Raw genomic sequence first — 26,365 nt, forward strand, 5'->3', positions numbered from 1 at the left:
ATCCGCAGAATTTGACCTATCTCGTTGCGACTCCGATGGATCAGAAAAGAAATGTTCTATGGGACGACGGCGAGCGCATTTTCTCGCGAGAACAGTTCCCGGTGGTGGCCGGCCAGAGTGTGCTGCTCGCACGGCTTGCCGCTGACCAGCCGATGCCCGCCAGTCTCGATCGTCTTGCCCACGAGTTCGGGCTGAAGGACGAGCTTGACAGTGCGTGGGCGGTACGGCCGCTAAGGCTGGTGCGTGAGAACGGACAGGTCTCGTTGGCATTCGAAGATCCAGGTGGTGAACCACTCGTGCGTCTGCTCGGCACACCACTCGAGATCGGGTACTTCCTCGAAATCGCTTGCGGCATTGCGGCTGCGCTAGGCAAGCTTCATCAACGCGGCCTGGTCCACAAGGATCTGAAGCCCGCGCATATCCTCGTGCATTGCACCGATGGACAGCCGCGACTGACCGGCTTCGGCCTGGCCTCGCGCCTGCCACGCGAGCGCCAGGCGCCCGAGCCACCCGAAACCATCGCCGGAACACTTGCCTACATGGCGCCCGAGCAGACCGGCCGGATGAATCGCTCGATCGATTCGCGCAGCGATCTGTATGCGCTCGGCGTCACGTTCTACCAGATGCTCACGGGTGTCTTGCCGTTTGCCGCCACGGACGCGATGGAATGGGTGCACTGCCATATCGCCAGAACGCCGTTGTCACCCGGCGCGCGGGTGGAAGCCATCCCCGCCGTCATCTCCCGCATCGTCATGAAGCTGCTCGCCAAGACAGCCGAGGAGCGCTATCAGACCGCTGCCGGTGTCGAGCATGATCTGCGGCGTTGCCTCGCGGACTGGGAGGGTCAGCGGCGTATCGACGACTTCGCGCTGGACGAGCACGGCACCCCCGACCGGCTGATGATCCCCGAGAAGCTTTACGGACGTGAGCGCGAAGTCGATACCCTGGTCACCACGTTCGACCGGATTCTCAGCAATGGCGTGCCCGAGCTCGTGCTGGTTTCCGGTTATTCGGGCATCGGCAAATCGTCGGTGGTCAATGAACTGCACAAGATCCTCGTGCCGCCACGGGGATTGTTTGCATCCGGCAAGTTCGACCAGTACAAGCGCGATATTCCGTATGCCACGCTGATCCAGGCATTTCAAAGCCTGGTGCGCATGCTGCTGGGCATGTCCGACACGAAGCTGGCAGGCTGGCGCACAAGACTGGCCGAGGCGCTTGCACCCAATGCGGCGCTCATCAGCGACCTGATCCCCGAACTGAAGCTGATCATCGGCGAGCCGCCCCCGGTCCCGGAGCTCGAACCACAACAGGCGAAACAGCGCTTCCTGCAGGTGTTCCGGCGTTTCATCGGTGTATTCGCTCAGGCCGACCATCCGCTGGCCCTGTTTCTCGACGACCTGCAGTGGCTCGATGCAGCGACCCTGGACCTGCTCGCGGACCTGCTGATCCAGCCGGAACTGCGCTATCTGATGGTCATCGGCGCCTATCGCGACAACGAGGTGGATGCCGCCCATCCGCTGACGGCCCGGCTCCAGGCGATCCGCAGCGCGGGCGCGAAGATCGGGGAAATCCGGCTCGCGCCGCTGACCGGTGCGCACATCGGGAATCTGATCGCGGACGCGCTGCACTGTGCGCCTGAAAAACTTGCGCCACTGGCGCGCCTCGTGACCGACCGGACCGCTGGTAATCCGTTCTTCGTGATCCAGTTCCTGCACGCGCTGGCCGAAGGCGGTCTGCTGGCATTCGATCACGATGCGCGGCAGTGGTGCTGGGATACCGAACGCATCCAGGCCAGCGGTTACACCGACAACGTCGTGGATCTGATGGCAGGCAAGCTGACGCGCCTGCCGCCCGCGATACAGCACGCGCTTCAGCAGCTTGCCTGTCTCGGGAACACCGCGGACATCGCGACATTATCCGCCGTGCTCGGCATGCAGGAGATGCGGGTTCACGGCGTGTTGTGGGAGGCAGTCCGTCAGGAACTGGCCGTGCGGCTCGAAGGCGCCTACGCGTTCGTTCACGACCGGGTTCATCAGGCCGCCTATTCCCTGATTCCTGAATCTTCGCGCGCCGACGCGCATCTGCGGATCGGCCGCCTGCTCATCGCGCAGGCCCCGGCGGAAAAACGCGAGGAAGCGATCTTCGAAATTGTCGGGCAGCTCAATCGCGGCGCTGCGCTGATCACCGAACGGGATGAACGCGAGCAACTGGCCGAACTCAATCTGCGCGCCGGCCAGCGCGCCAGGGCGTCGGCAGCCTATGCCTCGGCGCTCGCCTATTTCAGCGCCGGCGCCGATCTGTTGAATGACAATGGCCGGGAACGCCGGCATGAGTTGACCTTTGCACTGGAGCTGAACCGGGCCGAGTGCGAGCTCCTGACGGGACAACTGCTGGCTGCCGAAACGCGACTGGCGGAGTTATCGAGGCGTGCTACGACCACCGTCGAGCGCGCCCGGGTCGCGTGCTTGCAGATGGATGTCTTCCTGATGCTCGGCAAGCGCGAGATCGGGGTCGCTGTGTGCCTCGCCTTCCTTCGGCATGTGGGCATCGACTGGTCACCGCATCCGGACGACGCGGCCGTGCGCAGCGAATACGAGCGCATCTGGCCGCTACTCGGGGAGCGGGCCATCGAGGAGCTCATCGATCTGCCGCCGATGCAGGACGCGGTCGCCCTCGCAACCATCGATGCAGTGATCTCGCTAGTCCCGCCTGCCCTCCACAGCGACGGGAACCTCGCTTGCCTGACGATCTGCAAGGCAATCACGCTGAGCCTCGAGCACGGCAATAGCGACGCCTCGTCCGTGGCCTACGCTAATTTTCCGAGGTTCGCCGGACGCGTTTTCGGCGACTATCAGGCCGGTTTCCAGTTCGGCGAGCTCGGCTGCCAACTGGTCGAACGGCGTGGCCTCGAACGCTACAAAGCGCGCACGTATCTGTCCTACTACATGTATGCTGCGCGCCTGGTTCAACCCATGCGCAATTGCGCAGAGCAGATGCACCGCGTTTTCGACATGGCCAATCGGACCGGCGATATTCCGTGGGGGGCGTTCTCACGCAATCACGTCGTCTCGACCCTGCTTGTAACCGGCGCACCACTATCCGAGGCGCACCGGGAGACAGAATCCGGCATCGCATACTGCGAGAGAGTGCAGTTTCCGATGGTCACAGCCTTTAGTGGGCTGCAGCTCGCACTGATCCGGACGCTCCGCGGCCTGACACCGGGGTTCGGCAGCTTCGATTGCGCCGAGTTCGACGAGCTTCACACAGAACGTCACCTGTCTCAAACCTCCGTGTCGTACGTGTGCATGTATTGGATTCGGAAGCTACAGGCACGCTATCTTGCCGGCGACTATGAGGCGGCCACGCACGCGGCTGCACAGGCGAATGAGCTAGGCTGGGTCATGTACTCGTTCACCGAGGAGGCTGAATATTGCTTCTATGCCGCGCTGGCGTGGGCTGGCCGGATCGACGCCATCCCGGCTGGCGAGCGTACGCAGCACCTTGACACGCTGCGTGCCCATCATAAGCAACTGAGTATCTGGGCGGATCTCTGCGCGGAGAACTTCGCCAGCCATACCGCGCTGGTCGGCGCCGAGATCGCCCGCATCGAAGACCGCGTGATCGACGCCGAAATGCTCTACGAGCAAGCCATCCGATTGGCGCAGGATAGCGATTTCGCGCACGTCGAGGCACTGGCCAACGAACTTGCGTCCCGCTTTTATGCCGCACGCGATCTTCGCAAGTTTGCGCGCGTTTGCATGCAGGACGCCCACAATGGCTATCTGCGTTGGGGCGCCATCGGCAAGGCGCGGCAACTCGAGGAACAGTATCCGTACTTGAGAACCGACGAGGCGGCGGCGACCGGACCGACGAATACGATCGCGGCACCCATCGAGCACCTCGATCTGGCGACCGTGATCAAGGTGTCGCAGGCGGCTTCCGGCGAGATCCATCTGGAAAAGCTGCTCGGCATGGTCATGCGCACGTCGATCGAGCAGGCGGGCGCCGAACGGGGCTTGCTGATCCTGTCGGATGCGGGCGGCCATCGGATCGCTGCGGAAGCCACCACCGCCGGCGACGCGGTCCACGTGCAGCTCTCCGACGCGCCGCTCACCGCAGCGATGTTGCCGGAGTCGATCCTCAACCAGGTCTTGCGTACGCGCGAGACTATCTTTCTGGACGATGCCGCAACGGATCCCCTGGCTGCCGCGGATCCCTACGTCCGTCTGCATCGCGCCCGGTCCGTTCTCTGCCTGCCCTTGATGAACGCAGCCAAGCTCATGGGTGCGCTCTACCTCGAGAACAACCTCACTGCCCGCGTGTTCAGCCCGGCCCGGATCGCCGTGCTGAAGCTCGTGGCCTCGCAGGCTGCGATTTCGCTCGAAAATGCCCGTTTGTACCGCGATGTCGCGGAAAGCGAAGCAAAGATCCGGCGTCTCGTCGATGCCAACATCATCGGGATCAATGTCTGGCATGCCGACGGGAATATCCTCGAAGCCAATGACGTATTTCTGCGCATGGTGGGCTATGACCGCGACGATCTGGTCTCCGGCCGCGTCCGCTGGCTGGATCTGACGCCACCGGAAAAGCATGACGACGCGATCCGCGCGCGCATCGAGTTAACGGAAACTGGACGCACCAAGCCGTTCGAAATGGAATACATCAGGAAGGACGGCAGTCGCGTTCCCATTATTGTGGGCCTCGCTGCGTTCGACGCAAGCGGCCGGGAAGGCCTGGCGTTCGTACTCGATCTGACCGAGCAGAAGCAGGCGGAACAAAAAATCCGCGAGAGCGAGCAGCGCTACCGCGAAGTACAGACCGATCTGGCGCACGCGAACCGCGTGGCGACTATGGGGCAGCTCGCGGCCTCGATTGCTCACGAAGTCTATCAACCCATCGCCGCGACGGTGGCCCATGCAGAAGCCGGATTGCGATGGCTGAACCGCGAGCCCGCCAACCTCACCGAGGTCGGCCTGGCGCTCGACGGCATCCTCAGGGATGGCAACCGCGCCGGCGAGGTGCTCGGGCGGCTGCGGCAACTGATCAGAAAGGCGCCACGGAAAAAGGAGCCGGTGAACATCAACGAGGCGATCCGCGAGATCGTCGAACTCGTGCGGGGCGAAGCAAGGAAATGCGGCGCCCTGCTCGTGATGCAGCTTGCAGAGTGTTTGCCCTTCGTCGAAGGCGACCGTGTGGAACTGCAGCAGGTCATGCTCAACCTGATCATCAATGCGCTGGAGGCAATGAGCGGCATCGATGGGGTGCGACAGGTGCATATCAGTACCGGTGAAGTCGACGGCGCGTGCGTGCTCGTGACGGTGCGCGACTCGGGTCCGGGCTTTGGTCCGGACGGCGCCGAACGCGCATTCACCGCGTTCTACACCACGAAGTCCACGGGCCTTGGCATGGGACTTTCGATCTGTCGTTCGATCATCGATGCGCACCGCGGCCGACTGTGGGTCAGCGAGTGCTCTCCATGCGGCGCGCTCGTTCAGTTCAAGCTACCCCGGCATCGCGCGGTTTTGTCGTGATCGTCCGTGGCGACATAAAGCCGAATAGCGAATAACGACGACTGCAGTCATAGATTTCATCTTTTCGACGCTGGTAGAGATCGGGGTCGTGCTTACCTTCGTTGCATTTTCACGACGCAGCTCCAGCGCGCGAACCTCACTGCTCAAATTATCATGCTCGAGAACGGGCACGTAATAGCCGATCGATTCAACTAAACCGTTCGGTTTCTGTATTACGTTCTTTTTTGCAGGATGTTCCGCCAGGTATTGCGTCGCATGATGCCTGCAATGCCGGGCAACGTAATTGCGCTGAATCCAGGCCTGTTCGCACGGTGGTTCCCCTATCCCCCAATCAACCCATTCCTGGAGACGTCACAATGGGCAAGCTCACGACTGCATTTGGCGCACCGGTGCCGGATAACCAGAACACGCAAACCGCAGGACCCAGAGGTCCTGCCCTGCTTCAGGATGTCTGGCTCCTTGAGAAACTCGCGCATTTTGACCGGGAAGTGATTCCTGAGCGTCGCATGCACGCAAAGGGATCCGGGGCATTCGGTACATTCACCGTGACGCATGACGTCACCAAATACACACGAGCCAAAATCTTCTCGTCCGTCGGCAAGAAAACTGAAATGTTCGCGCGATTCTCGACCGTTGCGGGTGAGCGCGGCGCGGCCGATGCCGAACGCGACATTCGTGGATTTGCCCTGAAGTTCTACACGGAAGAAGGAAACTGGGACCTCGTCGGCAATAACACACCGGTCTTTTTTCTCCGTGATCCGCTCAAATTCCCGGACCTCAACCACGCCGTCAAGCGTGATCCGCGAACCGGCCTGCGCAATGCCGACAGCAACTGGGACTTTTGGACCCAGCTTCCCGAAGCGCTGCATCAAGTCACGATTGTCATGAGCGATCGTGGTATTCCGCGCAGCTTCCGGCATATGCATGGATTTGGCAGCCATACATTCAGCCTCCTCAACGCGAATGACGAGCGGTTCTGGGTCAAGTTTCATATGTCGACACAGCAAGGCATTCAGAACATAACCGACGAGGAGGCGAACGCACTGGTTGGGGCCGACCGCGAGACGCATCATCGTGATCTTTACGAGGCCATCGAACGAGGAGAATTTCCGCGCTGGAAACTGTATTTCCAGATCATGCCGGAAAAGGAGGCCGCCACCTATAAGGTCAATCCGTTCGATCTCACGAAGGTTTGGTCGAAAAAGGACTACCCGCTAATTGAAGTTGGCGAATTCGAACTCAACAGAAATGCGGAAAACTGGTTCGCGGATGTCGAACAGGCGGCGTTCAATCCCGCAAACGTTGTGCCGGGCATCAGCTTCTCCCCGGACAAGATGTTGCAGGGGCGATTATTCTCTTACGGCGATGCGCAGCGATACCGACTAACGGTGAACCATCATCAGATCCCAGTGAATTCTCCGCGCGGTACCAGCCACTACAACAGTTATCATCGAGACGGCTTGCTTCGTGTCGACGGCAATCGAGGTGGCACGCCTTCCTACAATCCTAATACGCGCGGAGCCTGGCTCGATCAGCCCGACTATAGCGAACCGCCGCTCTCCATTGAGGGAGCAGCCGCCCACTGGAACCATAGAGTTGACGAGGACTACTATTCCCAGCCCGGCGATCTGTTCCGTTTAATGTCGCCAGCACAACAGAAAGCCCTGTTCGAGAACACCGCACGCGCAATGCGCGGCGTTTCACGCCCGGTCCGGGAGTTGCACATAGCTCACTGTACGAAGGCAGACCCGCTGTATGGCGCGGGTGTTCGAAATGCGCTCGAAGCGCTGGATGCATCGGGAGAGAGCGCAACTCGATCGGAGCTGCAAACGCACAAGTAATGCGTACTTTTCCGGGAGCGTCAAGATGACTTAGCGGGCGCCGGCTCGCATCCTGGCGATCACGTAGGCCGACGTCACTTGCAACGCCGGATGCGAACGAACCGATCGCATGGACATCACGGAGCCGCTATCGTTGGAGGCATAAGGCATACACGTGCCGGATAGCGGCTCGCGTCGCTGGCAGGCCAAAGGCTAGCGTCAGGCTTCGTCGCCCTTCGCCTCCCCGAATAGGTTATTAGCCACGAAGTCCACGAATGCCCGTATTTTCGTCGCCATATGCCGACTGGATGGCCACACTGCCACGCACTGGTAACTGCCAGAAACATGGTCTCCCAGCACGCGCCGCATTGAGCCATCCTTCAATTGCCGCTCGATCGCGAATTCCGGCAGGCATGCGATGCCGGACCCGCACTCCACCAGATTGACCAGCGCGCCAAGCATCGAAACCGCCATAGAGACAGGCGGCTCGCCGGCGTCCGATTCGCTGAGCCCGAGTGGCCATCGGATCAGCTTTCCGGCATCTTTCAGATGAATGCAGACGTGATGCGCAAGGTCTTGCGGTGTCGCAGGTATTCCGCAGCGCTCGAAATAGGATGCGGCACCCGCAATACAAACCTTGGAGTACCCAAGGTGCTTCGACATCAGTCGGGAGTCTGTATCGAGGCCGGGACAGATTGCAACATCGAATCCGCTTTCTATCAAACCGGCAGCGCCAGTTCCCCACTCGATATCGAGTTCTATTTCTGGAAAGGCAACGATGAACTTGCGGAGTACCGGGGCGAGATAGGCACTGGGAATCTGTGCAATCACGCGTAGCCTGCCGCTCGGAGCCTTTCCTCTCCTGGTAAAGCGCTCCTCGATCATCTCCAGTTCTTCGATGATGCGTCGACAGCTTTCCAGGAGCATTTCGCCCTCGTGGGTAAGCATTACGTTTCTGGTGCTGCGATGAAACAGGCGGATGCCCATCCGGTCTTCGAGACGGGCAATCGATTTTGCAATCGCTGACGCGGAGAGGCCGAGCCGCTGAGCAGTTCGCGTGAAGTTGCGGGTCTCCGCCGCGTGTACAAATATGCTGAGGGTACCTAATGTGTCCACCCTACGGTTCCCCGGTTAAGTAGGATCGCGCGCCCAAATACTCATAATTCAGGATTCACGCCCGCGGTGTCCCGAGTACCGCGAACGAACTGCAAGTCGTAGTTTCAGGTATGCGCGAACTCGGTTTCTGAAACCAGAGTTCGTGGTTCGGCGCGGAAAGTGTGCCTGTGTTCATCGCAAATCGCATGACTCGAATGACTGGTTGAAATCGCCGGGATTCGCGTCGAAAAGATAACTTTACGAATTCAGCGGCGAAATCGGAAGGTACAAGAAATGACAATCTGATTAGGTCATGAATACCTATTGCGAACGCCGTACCGCGGTGCTGCACTTCGTGGCCTTATAGGCTATGCGTGGTTCGAGCGCGGGCAATTGGACAATACGGCGGCGCCAGACTGCGCCTGCGCAATCAGACCCGCCTCGTTTGAACGTGTGTTGGGTGACGGGCTGACGCAATGGCGTGAGCTCGTCAATCTCGGGATATCGGTGTATGACGGTCACTCGGCAGCAGCGCTGCAATCTGGCGCGGAATGCCGGGGTCGAGAGGATCGGAAGACCGTCACGTGCAGCACGCTGCTGAGTCGCGAAACAAAAGAGACGTGCGCCGGCCGGAGCCGGGCCGCTATACAACGCAAGCGACGAACGGGTGGTACGCGTGCGCTGACGCGATCACCCGTGCGAACGTTTTGGCGGATGTCGCCGTCGCGACAGTCAATGGCCCTGTTTCTCGGGAACCAAGACCGGCGCGCCCTGGTTCTTGAGCAGCAGCACGACGAACTTCGCCGGCTGCGTCTGGCTGGCGTTACGCCCCACCGTATGCACGTCGTTCGGACCTTCGTAGAAGGTCTGGCCGGGCGTCAGCGTTACTTCCTTGCCACCCTTGACCTGCATGACGATGGATCCCTCCAGCACATAGATGAAACCGTGCGCGTGATGGCGATGCACGGGGTCCTCGGCGCCCGGTGGATATTCGACGCTAATCATCAAGGCTTCTTTGCCCGGATAATCGCCAAGGCGTTGCGTCATCAGTGGAGTGACAATGGCCTCAGCGGGCGTGCCAGCGTGAGCGATGCCCAGCGACGCGCCCACGGCAAGCAAGGTCACGAGTGGGGCTTTCTTCAGGCGAAGCATATTCGTGTGCTCCAGTATGAGCCGGTCCGTGCGTGCGGACCGGCGCCGACGAAACGTGTAGAGGATGCGCTCAGCTCAGATTCGCCTTGTCGAGGCCGTACGCTTTATCGGCCGAACCCGGCACGGTCCTGAACGCAACGTTCACGCGATTCCACGCGTTGATCGCCATGATGTCGAACGTCAGGTCCGAGAGTTCCTTTTCGCTGAACTGCGTGCGCACGCGCTCGTAGATATCGTCAGGCACGCCTTGCTCCGGAAGCTTCGTGAGCACTTCGGTCCAGGCGAGCGCGGCGCGTTCACGCGGAGCGAACAGCGTCGATTCACGCCAGGCCGTGAGATGATGAATGCGCAATTCGCGCTCGTCGTGAATCTTCGCTTCCTTTACGTGCATGTCGAGGCAAAACGCACACCCGTTGAGTTGCGAAGCGCGAATCGATACGAGATCGCGAACCGATTCTTCGATCGCGCTCTCTTTCAGCAGATTGCTGAATTCCAGAAACTTCTTGAATAGTTCCGGCGATTGCTGGATGTAGTTGATACGCTGCGACATGATGCCTCCTGGTTGAAATGAGCAGATATGTGTGGCGTGGGGGATGCGTTCAGCAGCATCGAACCCGCACGAAGGCATCTTAGGACCCCATGATCCCAACCGGTAGACGCGGCAACCGGCTCACGATGTTGCTCGGGCAGCACCAATCAGACTGTGTGACCTTTTCGCGTGAGCCGGGGTGTCGCGCACCGGCACTCCGGGGTGGAATGTTCGCGTTGAGCAGATGCGCATCGCCGCCGGCGTTTCGTCTGCACGCGGGCGGCCACCGTGGCATGGGACTTTCTATCTCGCGTTCGATCATCGATGCGCACCGCGGCCGCTTGTGGGTCAGTGGGTGCTGCCCACGCGGCGCGCGCGTTCAGTTCAGGCTACCCATGCATCCCGGCGTTCCGTCGTAGTCGTCGGGGATTTGCCTGAAAAAATCCGGCTGCGCAGTCGGTCGCCAAAATCGCGCATTCACCGCTGAACCGCGTAATACTTTGCGAGACCGTCGATCTCTTCGGGTCGAAGTTGCCGCGCGACGTTGCGCATTTGCTCGCCGATGTCGTTATGCCGGGTGCCGCCAGCAAATGCGCGCATCTGAGCGGCAAGATACGAGGCTGACTGGCCGTCGAGCGAGGGCGTCGCGCCCTTGCGGTCGATCGTGCCGTGGCACGCTGCACAAGGAGCGATATTGCGGATCGGCGCGCCTTGCATCGCAAGCGCGTGTGCGGCGCCGTAATCGCGGCTGCCCGCTTCCTGCAACTGCGTATGGCGTGGCCGGCTCGAATAGTATTCGGCGACATCGTGCAGGTCCTGGTCACTCAGGCTCGCGATGATCGGCTGCATGATCGCGCTCTCCCGTGCGCCGCTCTGAAAGTCGCGCAGTTCCTTATAGATCGCATCGGCATACTGGCCGGCGAGCGCCGGAGCCGCTATCCCGGCCGGGCTCTGTGCGCCGTGGCACATCGAGCAACGCTGCGTGGCGAGCGTGGCGCCGCGTCCGCTCGAGACCGCGTCGATGCGAACGGCGCGCAGCGGCGGCAGCACGACGACATTGCTCGGCGGTGCGTCAGGCACGATGTCGCTGCCCTTGGACCCCGACGACGGCACACCCGCCGCGCTGCAGATCGCGCTCCACAACTCGTTCGCCGTGAAGTCGCGCTGCATCGATGGCAACCAGACGAAGCCAATGAGAATCGCGAGGACAGCGACGAGAAATGTCCCGCCGGCGCTCACGGTAAACCACGGGTTGCGAAGGCTGAACACGCGTTCCAGTTTCATCGCGGTGCTCCCACGGCAACGGCCGGAACGGACGTGTTCGGCAGACGCAGCAGCTGCACGATCGGCACCGAGTAGTTGACGACGGTGAGGCCGATCATCAGGGCAATCCACAGCCTGAAGCTTTTGAGCGCTACCGGCACGCGCTCGACCGGGTGCACGCAGACACTGAACTCGAACGGTTCCGGCGTTTCATGCGTACGGTTCGACGAACCGAACTGGGCCTTCGCGAGAATGTAGACAAAGAGCGCACCGGAAATGAGCAGCACGATCCCGCCGAATGCCGAGACTGCCACCCATATTGCCTGCGGCGCGATAGCGGGGTTCGTGTAATCGTAATAAGCCATGCGACGCGGAGCGCCCAGGAGACCGACGTAGTGCCAAGGGAAGCTCACCACCAGCATGCCAATGAACCACAGCCACAGCTGCTTGCGGATCAAGCCCTCATCGGGCTTGCGTCCTGTGAGTTGGGGCCAGAGGTCGTAGGCGATCGCAAAGTACATGATCACGACCGCGCCACCGAAGATCAGATGGAAGTGGCCAGTGATCCACTGCGTGTTGTGGATCGTCGAATCAAGGTGGTAGCTCATGTTGATGAGCCCGCCGGCGCCGCCGAATCCGAGCATGACGAACGAGAACGCAATGGCGAGCATCATCGGATTGCGCCACGGCAGCGCCGTGAGCCAGCCGAATAGTCCGGTGCCGCCGCGCAGGCGACCCGCAATCTCGACCGACGCGCAAATCGTAAACACGGTCAGCAGTGTCGGCACGGAGACCATCGCCGTAAACACCTGGTGTATGAACTTGAAACCGGTGCCGACCTGCGGATCGGTGTACAGATGGTGAATGCCGATGGGCATCGCGAACACCAGGAACATCACGAACGCGATGCGGGCCATCGAATCGCTGTAGAGCCGCCCGCCGATGGCGCGCGGCACCAGTGTGTAGTACGCGGTGTAGGCCGGGATGAGCCAGAAGTAAACGATGGCGTGCAGCGTCCACGAGAACAACACGCGCGCGAGACCCACATCGATGGTCGACTTCAGGCCGAGCGCCACCGGCAGGATCTGGAACAGGATCTCGAGTGCCGCGCCTACCGCCGTCCACGCCCAAAGATACGCGCCCGCCACATTGGCGAACATGGCGAGCGGAATCGGCTGACCGGGATTGACGCGCCTCCATGCACGCAGATTCACGTACATCAGCGCGACCCATATCCACGAGCCGACTACCACGAGCACGATGCCGAGGTAGTAGAACACACTACCGATCATCGGCGGATAGAAGGTGAACAGCACCGAGGCATGGCCCGTCGCAACGGGCGCGAGTGCCATCAAGGCGCCCACCGCGAGCAGGATGAAGGCCGCCCATGCCCATTTGAGTCCGATCAGCCGCTGTCTGAGTGAGAGCTCGCAGATTGCGTAGCCAAACCCCATTGCGACCAGCGTCGGCAGCGCGTAGGCCATAACGGTTCCATGCGCCGTCACGGAACGGTAGTAGATCTCGGGATTGCCCACCCACGCGAACAGTGGACTGCGCACGAGCATCTGCCACGCGCCAAGCACGAGCGCGACAAGGAACGAGACAAAGGCGAGCCAGAAATGCGCGAGCACGAGCCGCTTAGCGAGAAACACAGCTGAGCCTCCGGGAGTGGCGGGCGGCCTCGAAGAACGTGGCCTTGTCGATGACTTTCACGTGAGCCCACATGGTTTGATGGCCGAAGCCACAGTACTCGTGACACGGCATCAGGTGTTCGGCCGGCTTCGGGAAAACGGTGGCGAGCGTCGAGACATAGCCTGGCTCGATCATGGCGTTGACATTTGTGCCCATGATCTCGAGGCCGTGCACGACATCGGCGCTCGTGACGCGCAGCGTCACCGGTGTATCGGCCGGCATCAGCAGGCATTGCGGCGTGAACGAGTATTGCTGGGCAATGAAGCGCACCGTGACGGAGCCATCCGGCTCGACCGCGCTGCCCAGGTTGCTCTCGACGAATTCCCCCGACATCTGCAGTCGGCTCGGGTCGATCGTTTCCACGCGCGACGGTGACGTCATCGCCGAGTGCATGCCCAGGTAGATCATCACGATCACGAGCAGCAGGATCAGGCCGCCGGCGAAGACGGCCCAGCGACGCTCGACGCGCATCGCGACCGAGCGGCCATCATGATTGGGTTGGTGCGAGGTTTCGGTCGACATGATCAGCTGATAGGGCCGCGCGGCAGGAATGCGAGGAAATAGAAGGCGAACCAGATCGCGAACACGATCACGGTGGCCGCACCGGCCAGCGCGATCGCGCCGCGCGGTCCGCCGGCGACGATGAGCTCGATCGTGGCGTCCAGCAGCGGATCTTTGCGGTTGTCGTTGGTCTCCATCATGGGGTGCTCAGTGAGGAGGTGGTGATACGAAACGGTGCCCGGATACCGAGCGCCGTCGTGCTCGTCTAGCGCAATGGCGCCTTGCGCAGCTCGTTGACCTCTTTCGCCGTGACCGGCAGGCCGTGGTTGCCCCACGCGGTCCGAATGTAAGTCACGACCGCGGCTGCGTCGTCGTCGCTCAATTCCTGCGCGAACGGCGGCATTCCGTACGGTTCAGGGTTGCGCCGCGTACCCGGCGGGAAGCCGCCATTGAGCACGATGCGAATCGGATTGACCGCCGAATCCATTTCGATCGACTGGTTGCTGGCCAGCGGCGAATACTTCGGCACGTTCCCCTTGCCATCGCTGCCGTGACAGACCGCGCATTTGTCGCTGTACACCTGTGCGCCGCGCGCGAATACCTTCGTGTCGGTCGCCGCGGAGGGGCCGTTCTTGCGGCCCTTGTTGTCCGGCAGCGCCTTGAGGTAGATCGCCATCGCCCTGACGTCGTCGTCGCTCAGGTACTGGAGGCTGTGGTAGATCACCTCCGCCATCGGGCCATACACCGCGCCACGCTCCGAGAGACCCGCCTGCAGCATATGGACGATGTCCTTGATGCTCCAGTCGCCAAGGCCGCCGTCCTTGTCGGAGGTCAGCGACGGGGCATACCACTGCTGCACCGGGATCAGGCCGCCCGCGAACTCTTCGCTGCGCGACGAACCGCCGAGCATGTTGATCCGCGTATGGCACATCGTGCAGTGGCCGAGGCCTTCCACGAGGTACGCGCCGCGATTCCATTCGACTGACCGCGTTGGATTCGGCTGATAGGCCCCTTCGCGGAAGTAAAGCGTGCGCCACCCGATAAGCAGTTCGCGCTGGTTGAACGGAAATTTCAGTTCATGCGGCCGATTCGGCTTCGGTACCGGCACGATCGATTGCAGGTAAGCATAGATCGCATCCGAGTCCTCACGGGTGACCTTCGTGTACTGCGCGATCGGCATGGCCGGATAGATCAGCTTGCCGTCGGGTGACTTGCCCGTGCGCATCATCCTGAAGAATTCGTCCTTGCTCCAGTGGCCAATTCCGTACTGCGGATCGGGCGTGATGTTGGGCGAGTAGAGCGTGCCGAACGGTGTTTCCATCGCGAGCCCGCCCGCGAAAAGCTTGCCACGCGGCGCGGTATGGCAGGCGATACAGTCGCCCGCGCGCGCGAGATATTCGCCACGCGCGATGATCCCCGACCGCGTATTGGCATCGGCGGATGCCGCCTGCCGAGTTTCCGCGCTCGCCGTGGTGCAAACGAACATCGACGCGGCTATAGCAGCGACGAACGTAACGACGCATGAAGCGGGACGGGAAATTCGATTCCTCATTGCATTTGGCTCCCGCATGCTAGCGGCAGCTTTAAACCGCCTGCCGGCGACGGCCAGGGATCGTCGGGCCGAGGCTGCCGCGCGAGCCAGCTGGAAACCGCATAGATATCGCGATCATTCAGCCTCGCGGCGATCTCATGCATGCAGTCGGGCGCGATTGCGTGTCGCGTGCCCGAGCGCCACGTCCCCATCTGCCCGGCGATATAGCTCGCATGGAGACCGAGCAGGCCTGGCACGCCGGGCTTCGCGCCGGTCAGGCGGGCTCCGTGACACGCCGCGCACGCGGGCAGCTTGCGTGACGCGTCGCCGTTCATCACGAGTTGCTTGCCGTGGTCGAGCACATCGGGCGGCACCGCGGCAGTATCGGGATCGGGATACGGAGGCTGAAAGCCAGCGAAGTACTGGGCGATCCTGCGCAGATCTTCATCGGTCAGAAACGCCAGCAGGTAACTCATCGGCGGATAGGTCCGGGCGCCGTCGCGAAACGCGGACAGCTGATTAAACAGATAGTCAGCAGGCTTGCCGGCAATGCGGGGGAAGTAGTCGTTGCTGCGCCCCTGCCCCTGTACACCATGGCACGACGTGCAGGCGCGCATACGCTCGTCCATCGCGGACGACAAAGCCGGTGACTGGGCGAATACGCACGCTGCTGCGAGGCATAGCAACACGAAGAGCGACGCGTTAGTAAATGCGCGATGCACGACAAGTCTCACGGAAAAATATAGAAAGTTCAGAGCTCTGTGTGCGAGCCGAATATTGCTTTCATTCAGATGGCAAGTAGTGCATCGCAAAGAACAAAAAACTCAGAGCATTTCGCGGCGTTCAACCGAGCCATCTACCGGGCGGATCGGATCTGACTCACCATCATATGAATGCCTTGTCCCCGATAGAAGATCAGCAGTGCATGCTTCTGAGTTTCCAGAAAAGCAACAATCACAGCATGCTTGCTTCATCGATAACGTATGGGTTGTGATGGACCCCGCCTATAGCCGATAACGAACAGTGACCATCGATCGAATCCTGGCGTTGTCATTCCAGTGACTTCACTGATCGCCCTGTAACGCAATGGGATGAATCATCGCATTCGCGTTAACCGGCATCCTCGGGCGCGTTGCCCGAGGGCGATAAACGATCTCACCCCGGCGGATTTTCATTCCACTTATCGCGCAAACTCCCGAGTGGCGTGCGCGAGTCAGATGCCACTCCTGATCATGGTAAGCACAACGCAAGGGATCACTCCAGGCGAGCGTAACTCTCGTGGCAGTCGAACGCTCTAGCAGCCGTACCGTGACGCCCACGACCGGTACCGTTGACACGTTCTGCACTTCCCGCTTGAACAAAGCGGCAACGCTCGTTTCGCCGTTTACGGGTAGCTCGTTCGACAATTGCCCCAGCAACCCGACGGTCCTCGCCCATGGATCGCAAATATCCGATTGTTCCAATACCATACGGGTTCCTCCAAGTTGGAATGATTGCTGCTCGTCAGGCGGCTGCGAGAGGCGAATCGACGGATTCGATTGCGCCGCGTCATACGCCATTTCGGCATTTCGGGACCGCTCGCCGCACAAACACATCAGAGGATTGCCGTCGGTATCGATCGGCTGGCGCTCTACTCGAATCGGTGTTGCGGGTGTGGGCGGGTCACAGTCAGGCAGATTTCATGGTCCTTCTTCCTATTGCTAGTCCGATCTCCGTGCTGAACAGATGCAAATGCAGGCTGAATCGTCATGGTCAACGGTATCCCTGATAGACCCACGTCGCCACCCTACTTTGAATTGGCATAAGCTACTTACCGGATTGGAACGCTCATACCTTCGTATAGTAGAGACCACCGTAACGTCATCTCATCGTAGGTATCGGGAACGGTCCACTGTCGTTCGCGTCATTTCGGCGTCATGCAAGGTAAGCCTTTTACTGCTCTGCAATCACGCACGATGGCAAGTGTCGGATTTGCCCTCTTACCCGATGTCCAATACAGCGTTGTTATCGAATCCGGCTCCGATTTCCTCCTCTCTAATTTTTTCGATAATCAATTAGCGACGGTCGATTTTGAATCGAAACACTTGACCAAACAAAGGTATGCGGGGTCCGTACGATCGTAGACTGGTATGAGGTACGCGTGCGAAGTAACTTGGCTTGGGGAAACGTCGCTGTGGAGCTCTGTCCCGTTCGCGCGGGACGACATGCCCATGCGTCTCAACGTCCGCAAGTCGAATAGCTTTGGAGCGTTTCATGAATCAATTGAATATCTCGCCACCCGCCTTTTCTGCCGATTTTCTGAACCACGCCGATCCTTTCTTAAACTGCTTTGCGAGCAGCTATGCAGGCATCGTCACGTTCATGGCGGTTGCTAAAGAAGGGAGTTTTGCCAAAGCGGGCGAGCGACTTGGAGTTGGACGCTCGAGCGTCTCGCGCAGTGTCCAGCGGCTCGAGAAGCAGCTCAGCACACGCCTATTCCTTCGAACGACGAGAACCACGCGCCTGACGCGCGAGGGAGAGCGCTTTTTTGAGCACTGCAATCTTGGTGTGGCTCATATCGTCGGGGCCGTCAACGACATGCTCGACCTGCGCCACGGTCCGCCTCGTGGCTTGCTGCGGGTCTCATCGGGCATCGGTTTCGGGCGCAATGTGGTCGCGCCGCTATTGTTGAAGTTCGCCGAGCTCTACCCGGACATCTCGGTCGAACTGCTTCTCGATGACAAACCGGTGGATTTCGCCGGTAGCCAGATCGATGTTGCGTTCCGCGATGGACACCTCACGGACTCCCGCATCGTCGCAAAGCGGCTGATTCCGATGCAGCTCATCGTTTGCGCGTCGCGTGCCTACGCCGAGCGGCACGGACTTCCTTCCAGCCTCGGCGAGCTTGGCCAGCACGAGTGCATCAACATGAAACATTCAACTGGGCGAGTCGTCGAGTGGGAGTTCATGGTGGAGGGCCGGACTCAAAAATTCCTCCCGCCCTCCAAGTTGACGTTCAATGACGCGGATCTCGTACGCGATGCCGTCCTCGGTGGTCGCGGCATTGCGCAGATGCCGGCGCATCAGATCTGGGACTGCGCGAGGCGCCAGGAGCTTGTGATGACGTTGACCCAGCATGTGTCGAAGGAGCGCGCCTACTACATTTGCTACCTTTGCCGTGAACACCTGCCGATCCGGGTCCGCGTCTTTATCGATTTCATGACTGAGCAGATCCGGGCGCTTGATCTGAATAATTTGGACCGCGCCAATGCGAGCGAGGCTATGAACTGCATTGCGGCGATGCCAGCGTAGTGTCCGACCGGCGGCGGCAGCGTTGCACGCGATCCGGACCGTTCCATGATTTAAACGGTCGCAACGCTTGATCGATTCGTGATGTCAGTCGTCCAGGCAGGCTCGCAACAATTGCGCGAGACGCTCGGCCTCCCGCGCATCGGCAACGTTCGCAAAGCCCATCACCAGACCGCGCGGAGTGTGCGGTGCGCGGCCATCCGCGTACCAGCTCGAAAGCGGCAGAACCGCAAGTCCGGCTTCGCGGGCGCGCGCGGCAACTGCGACATCGTCGATTGCGCCATTGGGGCCTTCGGCGAATCGGGTCGCAAACTGCACTCCGCCCGATGGCGGATCGACCATCAGCCGTTCTCCGAACGCCCCCTTCAACGCGTCCACGATCAGCATCCGACGCTCCTCGTACAACGCGCGCATACGCTTCAGATGGCGCGCGAAATGTCCCTGCCCGATGAAATCCGAAGCAACCGCCTGCAGCAATGTCGAAGCGCCTGCGTTCATGCTGTGCGTCACCCGCTCGACGCTCTCGATCGCCCGTTCCGGCACGACCACATACGCGAGCCGTAAGCCCGGAAAAATCACCTTGCTGAAGGTGCCGCAATAGATCACGCGACCGTGCCGGTCAATGCTCTTCAAAGCCGGCAAAGGCCGGCCCGTGTAGCGGAACTCGCTGTCGTAATCGTCTTCCAGGATCCAGCTAGAGGCGTTCTCCGCCCAATCGAGCAGTGCGATCCGCCTCGCGAGTGACAGCGTGTGTCCGAGCGGACTCTGATGCGACGGCGTAACGAGTGCAAAGCGTGCCTGCGCGTCCAGTTGTATGCCGCGCTCGACGTCGATCCCTTCGCCGTCGACCGGCACCGGCACGAGCCGCACGCCGGCATCGGCCAGAAAGCTGCGTGCGAGCAGATAGCCGGGATCTTCGAACCACATGCGATCGCCCGCGGATGCGAGACTGCGTATCACGAGTTCGAGCGTCGCGCGGTAACTCCCGGTCACGAACACCTGTTCGGGCAGGCAGGTGACGCCGCGCGACAGTCCGAGATGGGTAGCGATGTGTTCGCGCAGTGGCTGGTAGCCGGCCGGCGCTGGATAAGCGAGTGCCGCACGTTCACCGCTGCGTACGCGAAACGAGAACAGCCGGTTCCAGACCTTGCGCGGAAAAGCGTCGAGCGCAGGCAAGCCCGGTTGTAACGGCAGCGGTTCGCCGCTGAAGGGGACGACCGGTCGATCCAGCGCCGATTGACGGCCGTGCGGCGCGACCGGCTCAGTCGTTACTCCGCCTGCGACCGCGCGAGGCCTGTCGAGCGAGTACCGAGCGGTTTGCAGCCTTGACGATCGCATCGCCGACACCGGAAGCGATGGCGATACGAAGGTGCCCGCCGCGCCGCGCACCTGCAGGTAGCCCTCGTCGACGAGGGTCGTGTACGCGCGTTCAACCGTGCCGAGTGCGGTATTCAGCTGCGTGGCCAGACCGCGCAATGCGGGCACGCGGTCTCCAGGGCGCAGATTCCCCGCGGCGATCGCAGTCCGGAAGCGCTCGCAGATTTGCAGATAGATCGGCAACTCATGTTGCGGATCGATCTCGATGGTCAATGCCGGTAACGGTGCGGTCATTACGGTCTCGCGTGCGAACGAAGCAGAGGTGACGTTTTTGATGAACTCGGGGTTATAGACAGTGTAGGAGCGTGGCCTAACGAGTGGAGGGCAAGGCATGGGCGAGCGTCGGAGTATCGACCACAGGCTCGACGGCCCGCATCTCGCGCTCGCCACCCGTTTCAAGCGCCCGGGAAAGGCCGCGGGTCAGCCTGCGGGTCTATCGTTACCCACTCGTTCGCCGGTCTGAAACCGCAGTTGATGTCGAGCTCCCGCTTCGAAGCCGTTTGCGCATGGATGGCCATGCAAACGCGCACCTTGTCGTGTGCGAGACGAAGGCGGATGGAATGGTGCGTCAGGATAAGACAAATCGATTCTCGGCGCGCTTGAACAAGGCTTGAACAGCCGACCGAGAGACAGCAACGCAACATCGCGTTCAGTTCGAATGCGATGTTGGGTCCCAAATGTATTTCAGCGGAATAGCCGTCTGAGTGCAGACGCGTGGCCGAAGATAAATGTCCTAGGCCAACGTATAGCCATTATCGACTATCAAGTCTTGACCATATATCCCGCGAGACGCCGGCGACAGCAAAAACATGATTGTGTCGGCTACCGCATCGGCCTCGAGGAAGCGGCCAGGAAGCAAACGCCGATTGACACGTTCGGCAATCGCGGAAAGCTGATCATCTGGCAAGCCCAACGAGGACCAGATTGCTGTAGCGGTTGGTCCCGGCGAGACCAGATTGATTCTGACGCCATGTGGTGCCAGTTCCACTGCGAGCGTCCGCGCATGCGCCTTGACCGCCGCCTTTGATGCTATATACGCGCCCAGCCCCGGAAATGTTGTCTGTGACAGAAACGTCCCGATGAACACAACCGACGCAGGTTTCGCCAACTGTTCTCGCACCACTGAAAGCGTGTTCAGCGCACCCGCTCCGTTCACTGCCCATTGACGCTCGAACGCCGCGGCTTCAAGACCGTCGTCCAATATAGCGATGCCTGCATTCGGCACCAGAAAGTCGATCGGACCCAGCCGCTGGGCCTCCGCAGAAAGCAACTCGAGATCGTCACTTCGTGTGACGTCCCCTTTGATCCATACGAGCCTCTCGTCGAATGTCGACTGCAATGCCGCCAAACCCCCTTTCGTTCGACTCATCGCCAGCACGCGCGCCCCATTGTTTAATAAGCGACGGGTAGTCGCAAGCCCAATTCCGGAACTCGCTCCCGTGACCACAGCGAGACGACCTTCAAAATCCTTAAGCATCGTTCTTTCCTTCCTGGCGGCTGTTTTTCTGTAGGACAAATTGGTCCTTCAGAAAAATCATGGCAATAAGAGTGAAGCACTAAATCAAAATTCAACGCATGATGATCAAGGTCACAATTTCCAATCGGATATGGATTATTCTACTTCCTCGACAAGTTCGGCTAGTTAGATACCCATATCGAAGATGAGGGAAAATCCAGAGCGGCAGAGATGAAATACTAAATCGATCAGGATGATCTGTTTCATGAAAAACCGGATCAACTGTTTGTCCGCGATGTCACAAATACGCGGAGATCGGTTCACTACAATTACGCACGCGAAACCTGTTCGGTCCGGCGGGAGAACATAGCGCCGCGCTGTCAGGCTTCGCGAAGCTGCGCTATCACCATTCCTGTTTCGTCGAGACACAACCCTTGATGATGTCCGTCTTTCTGATCAGATCGGGAAGCGATAACGCTTCAAGCTTCTTCATCGCGGCGCCACGGTACATCTTGATGGTGATTTCGCTCAAGTTCATTTCAGCAGCGATCTGCTTGTTCAAAAACCCCTTCACAACGAACCAGATCACTTCACGCTCCCGCGCGGTAAGCGTGTTATAACGCGCCAGCAGCGCAACCCTTGTCAGAGATTTTTCCAATTGCTCGGCATGACGACCGATCGCCGATGAAACAGCGTCGATAACACGTTGCTCCCGGACAGGTTTGGTCAGGAAATCAACGGCGCCGGCTTTCATGGCCTCCACCGACATTTCAATATCCGCATGGGCAGTCATGACGATAATTGGCATGTCGACCTGATGCCTTCTCGCGCTCAACTGGAACGTCAAACCACTCTCCCCCTGCAGGCGAACGTCCAGTAGCAGACAGCTCGGAACACCTGGTTTTTCGGCCGAAATGAAATCGCGCGTCCCCTCAAAGGTTCGCACCGAATATCCGCACGAACGCAGTAAGCTCGAGAGCGACGAGCGAAGCGACGCGTCGTCGTCGATTACATAGACAATTGCACCGTCGGTGTTAGCCAAGGCTGGAAAGGTATTTTTCTCCATTCGCGTTCCTTTCCTGTACTGATGTGCACAACGCATCGGTCGCGCACCAAGATTTAAACTGCCTCCCGAAGTGTAATTTAAATGTAGGATTCTGGCGAGGCGGTGCCGACATCGCCGGCACCGCCCGCTGCAGTGCGTAGCTCACTCGCCTCCCGCATTCCACCCACGACCCGCACTGACCTCTCGATATACCCGCGTATGCTTTCAACCGGGCTCTACGTTGAGTATCCTTCGTTTGCGCACACACGACAGGGCGGCCAAACCGTCGCAGCCGGCGCGGACTGGGAGAAGGATAATTGCGCTCGCCACAGGTAATCTGGGTCGTTGATGACGATCCCTCGTTTCGATCTGGACTCTCAAGCCTGCTCAGATCGCTCGATTACGTTGTCTTGACCTTCGAGTCTGGAGCGGACCTGATCGCACGTACCGGAGAAACGCAGCCCGATTGCATCATTTCGGACGTACAGATGCCCGGCATGTCGGGCTTCGAATTGACTCTGCGTCTGATCGAAACCGGACGGTCCATACCAACAGTATTTGTCTCCGCCTATCCGAAGCCTGAACTGCAGCAGGAAGCGCTAGCCACGGGCGCCTGTGCGTTTCTGACCAAGCCTTTGAGTGCCAAAGAACTGACAGCTGCCATCGAGGCGGTGACGAGCACGCGTTCCAGTTAGCGTTATGCACGTCAGATAAGCGCGCATCCTTCCTTCAAGCCGCGCACAGTTTGTGTGATCGCGCGAAGTAACCAGCCGCAGTCCTGCATTGGATCTGGATCGATTCGAACAACCGAGAATCGCCCATCGTCCCGTTGAACGCCAGTCCCCCCTCGCGCCCTCGTTGACCAGACATCCGCACTGAGCGGGCACCCTCTGGAATTGCATCACGCTCACGGGACAGGTGCTTGTTGCGCATGAGGCAACACAGTGGTTTCCGTGGCCCGGCTTCCACCGCGCACCGGCGCGCGATACCGTCTGACAGCGAAGTCACTGCACTTTCTTCAATCACAGGAGGCTGACATGGGACTCTTTGTCCTGCCACGAAAAGCTGTCTGCGTATGCGCGCTACTCGCAACGCTGCCCGCGGTCGCCGCCGCTGAACCGTTTTCCCTCAAAGTTGCCGACCTCGATCATGGCCGCTTCAGGAATGAACAGGTGTACAGCGGATTCGGTTGCCACGGCGAGAACGTGTCGCCCGGTGTGTCCTGGTCGCACCTACCGGCCGAAGCCCGCAGCGTCGTCGTGACCATCCACGATCCCGATGCGCCGACGGGAGGTCTGGGCTGGACTCACTGGGCGGTTGCCAACATACCGCCCTCGCAGACGTCGCTTCAGAAAGGCGCCTCCGGCAACGGACAACTGCTGCCGGCTGGCGCCATTGAAACGCTGACTGACTTCGGCATATCAAAGTACGGCGGGCCCTGTCCGCCGCAAGGCAAGCCGCATCGCTATGTGGTCACTGCGTACGCACTTGACGTGCCACATATCGACGTCAGTGCTGCGTCGAGTCCGGCGCTCGTTGCGTTTCAGATGCACGGCAAGATCGTCGCACAGGCGCGCTTCGTCGCAACGTACCAGAGTGCGCCGAATTGAACTGCGTCCCGCGCGGATTCACGTTAGCGACAAGCCGAGGTAGCCCCACGGAGCGTCAGATGATGGATGCACAGGTCATGCTCTGCGTGCCTGGTTGCATCTTTCACGTGCGAGTCGAAAGGCCTTATCCCGCCTGAGCCCTCAAGCGACTGTCCACGCATGAGTCAATCGCGGGCGAACGTCACCGCGTCACCAGGTAGCCGCGCCATGCACCTCGGCAAATCTTATAAGTTATCGGAGTTCCTGTTCTGGACGAGAAGGCAAATCTATGCCCTCATCATCTGGGGCACGTTGCCCGTCATTCTCTTCAAGTTTTGCGGCATGGCGTGGCTGTCAGTGCCGCTCACGATCGTCGTTCTGCTTGGCACCGCCACGTCGTTCATTGTCGGCTTCAAGAACGTTCAGACCTATAACAGGGCGATGGATGCCCAAACGATCTGGACAGGCATCGTGAGCGCGAGCCGGCGCTGGGGCCAGCTTGCCCGCGATTTTCTGGACGACGACAGCACCAGCCGGCAGTTGATCGACCGTCATCTCGCCTGGCTCACTGCATTGCGTTACTCGCTGCGCCGCCCGCGCGTGTGGGAAAGCATGAGCAAGCGATTCAATACCGAATACCGTCGGCACTACAGGGTGCCCGAATGGGAAAGGAGTCTCGAAGAAGCGCTGCGCAAATATTTGACTGTGCTGGAGACCGAGCAGACGCTCGATTCCCCGAGCGCCGCGACAAGCCTGCTGAGCGCCCAAGGCGCATGTCTGCAGAAGCTTCACGCGGCGGGAAAACTGCATCCGTCGTACTATCTGGAACTTCAACGCGCGTTGGGCGATTTCATTGATTTGCAAGCAAAGGCAGAACAGTTGAAGGAATTTCCGTATCCCCGTCAATACGCAACCGTGTGCGCGCTATTCGTCCGCTTCTTCTGCCTGCTTTTTCCGTTTGGCCTACTGCGAGAATTCGACAGGCTCAACGACAGCGTGAGCGGCTTTATGCACGGAAACATGATATGGCTCGTCGTGCCGTTCAGCGTGGCCGCGTCGTGGATGTACACCTCGCTCGAACAGGTGGGCGACAGCACTGAAAACCCGTTTGAAGGAAGCGCGAATGACGTGCCGATTTCGACGCTGTGCGCGCACATCGAGCGCGATGTTCGATCGATGCTAGGCGAGCGAACGGAGGATCTCGAACAGCAAACGATTGCCCTGTAGCCCGAGGACCGTGAGGCGGGCGGGACGGCTCACCGTGTTGCATGTCCGGCAACATTAAGCATGGTTCGCATACCCTTGCGACTGCTACGATGTTTCCGACGGTACGTCTTTGTTCCGTCCCAATGCCTGTCTTCACACCGCTTTGCTTCGTCCGCTTTTTGCGAGCGTTCGTGCCGAAGCGGTGACCTCTGTTGCGCGGGCGCCGGATCACGATGATCCGTCTCCTAGCGCGGATAACGTCAAAGGAGCATGACCATGCCGTACGTCAGGACTAAGGACAATGTCGATATCTTCTACAAAGACTGGGGTCCAAAGGACGCACAGCCTATCGTCTTCCATCACGGTTGGCCGCTATCTTCCGACGACTGGGATACGCAGATGCTGTTCTTCGTGCAGAAAGGCTACCGCGTCATCGCGCATGATCGGCGCGGCCATGGTCGTTCGTCGCAGGTCTCGGGCGGTCATGACATGGACCATTACGCTGCCGATGCCTTTGCCGTCGTTGAAGCACTCGATCTGCATAACGCGGTGCATATCGGCCATTCGACGGGCGGCGGCGAGGCAACCCGGTATGTAGCGAAACACGGGCAGCCGGCGGGACGAGTAGCCAAAGCCGTCCTGGTCAGTGCCGTGCCTCCGCTCATGCTCAAGACTGACGCAAATCCAGAAGGTCTACCAGTCGAAGTCTTCGACGGTTTCCGGAAAGCGCTTGCAGACAATCGAGCCCAGTTCTTCCTCGACGTCGCGGCCGGTCCTTTCTACGGCTTCAACCGTCCCGGCGCGACCGTGTACCAGGGTGTGGTCCAAAACTGGTGGCGGCAGGCAATGATGGGTAGTGCGGAAGCGCATTATGAGGGTATCAAAGCCTTCTCGGAAACTGACCAGACGGAAGATCTCAAGGCGATTACCGTCCCGACGCTCGTACTGCATGGAGACGACGACCAGATCGTACCGATCGCCGCCGCGGCGCTGAAGTCGATCAAGCTGTTGAAGAACGGGACACTGAAGACGTACCCGGCTTTTCCGCACGGCATGTTGACGGTGAACGCAGAGGTCCTCAACGCGGATCTGCTCGCCTTCGTGCGCAGCTAACGTTTAACATAGGCCCGCTTCGGCGGGCTTTTTGGTGCGGCAATGGTTTCGACCGGCCGCTCAACACCGTTGTCCCCGTCAGGTCTCGGTTGGTCGACCTGGATGCACCAATCATGGACAATCTGGATCAGGATTCCGCGATCCAGTGTCCCCAATGTTCTTCGTCGATATAAA

The 26,365-nt window shown here is 60.0% G+C and carries 21 protein-coding genes; 8 read left to right on the forward strand and 13 right to left on the reverse strand.

What is annotated here, in order from left to right:
- The first annotated feature begins 35 nt into the window (after window positions 1–35).
- Together ACLFKU_RS23470 and ACLFKU_RS23475 are read left to right on the forward strand one after the other, a co-directional pair.
- Window positions 36–5,534: an AAA family ATPase gene (locus ACLFKU_RS23470; protein ID WP_410850636.1), complete on the forward strand. Its 5,499-nt coding sequence runs from the start codon at window positions 36–38 to the stop codon at window positions 5,532–5,534.
- 356 nt (window positions 5,535–5,890) lie between these two features.
- On the forward strand, window positions 5,891–7,375 hold the full coding sequence (locus tag ACLFKU_RS23475; RefSeq protein ID WP_410850637.1) for a catalase: 1,485 nt from the start codon (window positions 5,891–5,893) through the stop codon (window positions 7,373–7,375).
- Window positions 7,376–7,573: 198 nt separating this feature from the next.
- Here the strand turns inward: ACLFKU_RS23475 and ACLFKU_RS23480 are convergent, their stop codons facing one another.
- The 3 genes from ACLFKU_RS23480 to ACLFKU_RS23490 all read right to left on the reverse strand — a co-directional run bounded on the left by ACLFKU_RS23480 (window position 7,574) and on the right by ACLFKU_RS23490 (window position 10,151).
- On the reverse strand, window positions 7,574–8,470 hold the full coding sequence (locus tag ACLFKU_RS23480; protein WP_368585529.1) for a LysR family transcriptional regulator: 897 nt from the start codon (window positions 8,468–8,470) through the stop codon (window positions 7,574–7,576).
- Window positions 8,471–9,181: 711 nt separating this feature from the next.
- Window positions 9,182–9,601 (reverse strand): cupin domain-containing protein, encoded by a 420-nt coding sequence (locus tag ACLFKU_RS23485; protein ID WP_368585528.1) that lies wholly within the window; start codon window positions 9,599–9,601, stop codon window positions 9,182–9,184.
- A gap of 70 nt (window positions 9,602–9,671) precedes the next feature.
- Entirely contained in the window at window positions 9,672–10,151 is a 480-nt protein-coding gene (locus tag ACLFKU_RS23490; RefSeq protein WP_368585527.1) for a carboxymuconolactone decarboxylase family protein, read from the reverse strand.
- A 206-nt stretch (window positions 10,152–10,357) separates the two neighbouring features.
- Here ACLFKU_RS23490 and ACLFKU_RS23495 point away from each other — a divergent pair, with 206 nt between their 5' ends.
- A complete protein-coding gene (locus ACLFKU_RS23495; protein ID WP_368624153.1) occupies window positions 10,358–10,549 on the forward strand; it encodes an ATP-binding protein in 192 nt (63 codons plus the stop codon).
- A gap of 58 nt (window positions 10,550–10,607) precedes the next feature.
- Here ACLFKU_RS23495 and ACLFKU_RS23500 read toward each other — a convergent pair whose 3' ends face one another.
- The 7 genes from ACLFKU_RS23500 to ACLFKU_RS23530 all read right to left on the reverse strand — a co-directional run bounded on the left by ACLFKU_RS23500 (window position 10,608) and on the right by ACLFKU_RS23530 (window position 16,712).
- On the reverse strand, window positions 10,608–11,414 hold the full coding sequence (locus ACLFKU_RS23500) for a c-type cytochrome (protein WP_410850638.1): 807 nt from the start codon (window positions 11,412–11,414) through the stop codon (window positions 10,608–10,610).
- On the reverse strand, window positions 11,411–13,045 hold the full coding sequence (locus ACLFKU_RS23505; RefSeq protein ID WP_410850639.1) for a b(o/a)3-type cytochrome-c oxidase subunit 1: 1,635 nt from the start codon (window positions 13,043–13,045) through the stop codon (window positions 11,411–11,413). Before ACLFKU_RS23505 ends, ACLFKU_RS23500 begins: the two co-directional genes overlap by 4 nt.
- Window positions 13,032–13,607: a cytochrome C oxidase subunit II gene (locus ACLFKU_RS23510; protein WP_410850640.1), complete on the reverse strand. Its 576-nt coding sequence runs from the start codon at window positions 13,605–13,607 to the stop codon at window positions 13,032–13,034. The genes ACLFKU_RS23505 and ACLFKU_RS23510 overlap by 14 nt, the downstream gene beginning before the upstream one ends.
- 2 nt (window positions 13,608–13,609) lie before the next feature.
- Window positions 13,610–13,786, reverse strand: a complete 177-nt coding sequence (locus ACLFKU_RS23515) for a hypothetical protein (RefSeq protein WP_410850641.1) — start codon at window positions 13,784–13,786, stop codon at window positions 13,610–13,612.
- 65 nt (window positions 13,787–13,851) lie between these two features.
- Complete coding sequence (locus ACLFKU_RS23520) at window positions 13,852–15,138, reverse strand: c-type cytochrome (RefSeq protein ID WP_410850642.1); 1,287 nt, start codon at window positions 15,136–15,138, stop codon at window positions 13,852–13,854.
- Window positions 15,135–15,734 (reverse strand): c-type cytochrome, encoded by a 600-nt coding sequence (locus tag ACLFKU_RS23525; protein WP_410842400.1) that lies wholly within the window; start codon window positions 15,732–15,734, stop codon window positions 15,135–15,137. Before ACLFKU_RS23525 ends, ACLFKU_RS23520 begins: the two co-directional genes overlap by 4 nt.
- 447 nt (window positions 15,735–16,181) lie before the next feature.
- Window positions 16,182–16,712: a DUF3331 domain-containing protein gene (locus ACLFKU_RS23530; protein ID WP_410850643.1), complete on the reverse strand. Its 531-nt coding sequence runs from the start codon at window positions 16,710–16,712 to the stop codon at window positions 16,182–16,184.
- A gap of 658 nt (window positions 16,713–17,370) precedes the next feature.
- Here ACLFKU_RS23530 and ACLFKU_RS23535 point away from each other — a divergent pair.
- Window positions 17,371–18,408 (forward strand): LysR family transcriptional regulator, encoded by a 1,038-nt coding sequence (locus ACLFKU_RS23535; protein ID WP_410850644.1) that lies wholly within the window; start codon window positions 17,371–17,373, stop codon window positions 18,406–18,408.
- Between the two features lie 84 nt (window positions 18,409–18,492).
- Here ACLFKU_RS23535 and ACLFKU_RS23540 read toward each other — a convergent pair whose 3' ends face one another.
- The 3 genes from ACLFKU_RS23540 to ACLFKU_RS23550 all read right to left on the reverse strand — a co-directional run bounded on the left by ACLFKU_RS23540 (window position 18,493) and on the right by ACLFKU_RS23550 (window position 22,304).
- Window positions 18,493–20,016 (reverse strand): PLP-dependent aminotransferase family protein, encoded by a 1,524-nt coding sequence (locus tag ACLFKU_RS23540; RefSeq protein WP_410850645.1) that lies wholly within the window; start codon window positions 20,014–20,016, stop codon window positions 18,493–18,495.
- Between the two features lie 499 nt (window positions 20,017–20,515).
- A complete protein-coding gene (locus ACLFKU_RS23545; RefSeq protein WP_368585518.1) occupies window positions 20,516–21,259 on the reverse strand; it encodes an SDR family NAD(P)-dependent oxidoreductase in 744 nt (247 codons plus the stop codon).
- A 382-nt stretch (window positions 21,260–21,641) separates the two neighbouring features.
- Window positions 21,642–22,304 carry a response regulator transcription factor gene (locus ACLFKU_RS23550; RefSeq protein WP_410850646.1) on the reverse strand — a complete coding sequence of 221 codons (663 nt, stop codon included), beginning with the start codon at window positions 22,302–22,304 and terminating at the stop codon, window positions 21,642–21,644.
- Window positions 22,305–22,600: 296 nt separating this feature from the next.
- Here ACLFKU_RS23550 and ACLFKU_RS23555 point away from each other — a divergent pair, with 296 nt between their 5' ends.
- The 4 genes from ACLFKU_RS23555 to ACLFKU_RS23570 all read left to right on the forward strand — a co-directional run bounded on the left by ACLFKU_RS23555 (window position 22,601) and on the right by ACLFKU_RS23570 (window position 26,191).
- Window positions 22,601–22,978 (forward strand): response regulator, encoded by a 378-nt coding sequence (locus ACLFKU_RS23555; RefSeq protein WP_410850647.1) that lies wholly within the window; start codon window positions 22,601–22,603, stop codon window positions 22,976–22,978.
- A 342-nt stretch (window positions 22,979–23,320) separates the two neighbouring features.
- Complete coding sequence (locus ACLFKU_RS23560; protein ID WP_176368732.1) at window positions 23,321–23,893, forward strand: YbhB/YbcL family Raf kinase inhibitor-like protein; 573 nt, start codon at window positions 23,321–23,323, stop codon at window positions 23,891–23,893.
- A gap of 207 nt (window positions 23,894–24,100) precedes the next feature.
- Window positions 24,101–25,099: a bestrophin family protein gene (locus ACLFKU_RS23565; protein ID WP_410850679.1), complete on the forward strand. Its 999-nt coding sequence runs from the start codon at window positions 24,101–24,103 to the stop codon at window positions 25,097–25,099.
- A gap of 255 nt (window positions 25,100–25,354) precedes the next feature.
- Window positions 25,355–26,191, forward strand: a complete 837-nt coding sequence (locus ACLFKU_RS23570; RefSeq protein ID WP_176368731.1) for an alpha/beta fold hydrolase — start codon at window positions 25,355–25,357, stop codon at window positions 26,189–26,191.
- Window positions 26,192–26,365 lie beyond the last annotated feature (174 nt).

The sequence above is a fragment of the Paraburkholderia sp. EG304 genome (assembly GCF_046543485.1).
In the GTDB taxonomy this organism is placed as follows: domain Bacteria; phylum Pseudomonadota; class Gammaproteobacteria; order Burkholderiales; family Burkholderiaceae; genus Paraburkholderia; species Paraburkholderia youngii.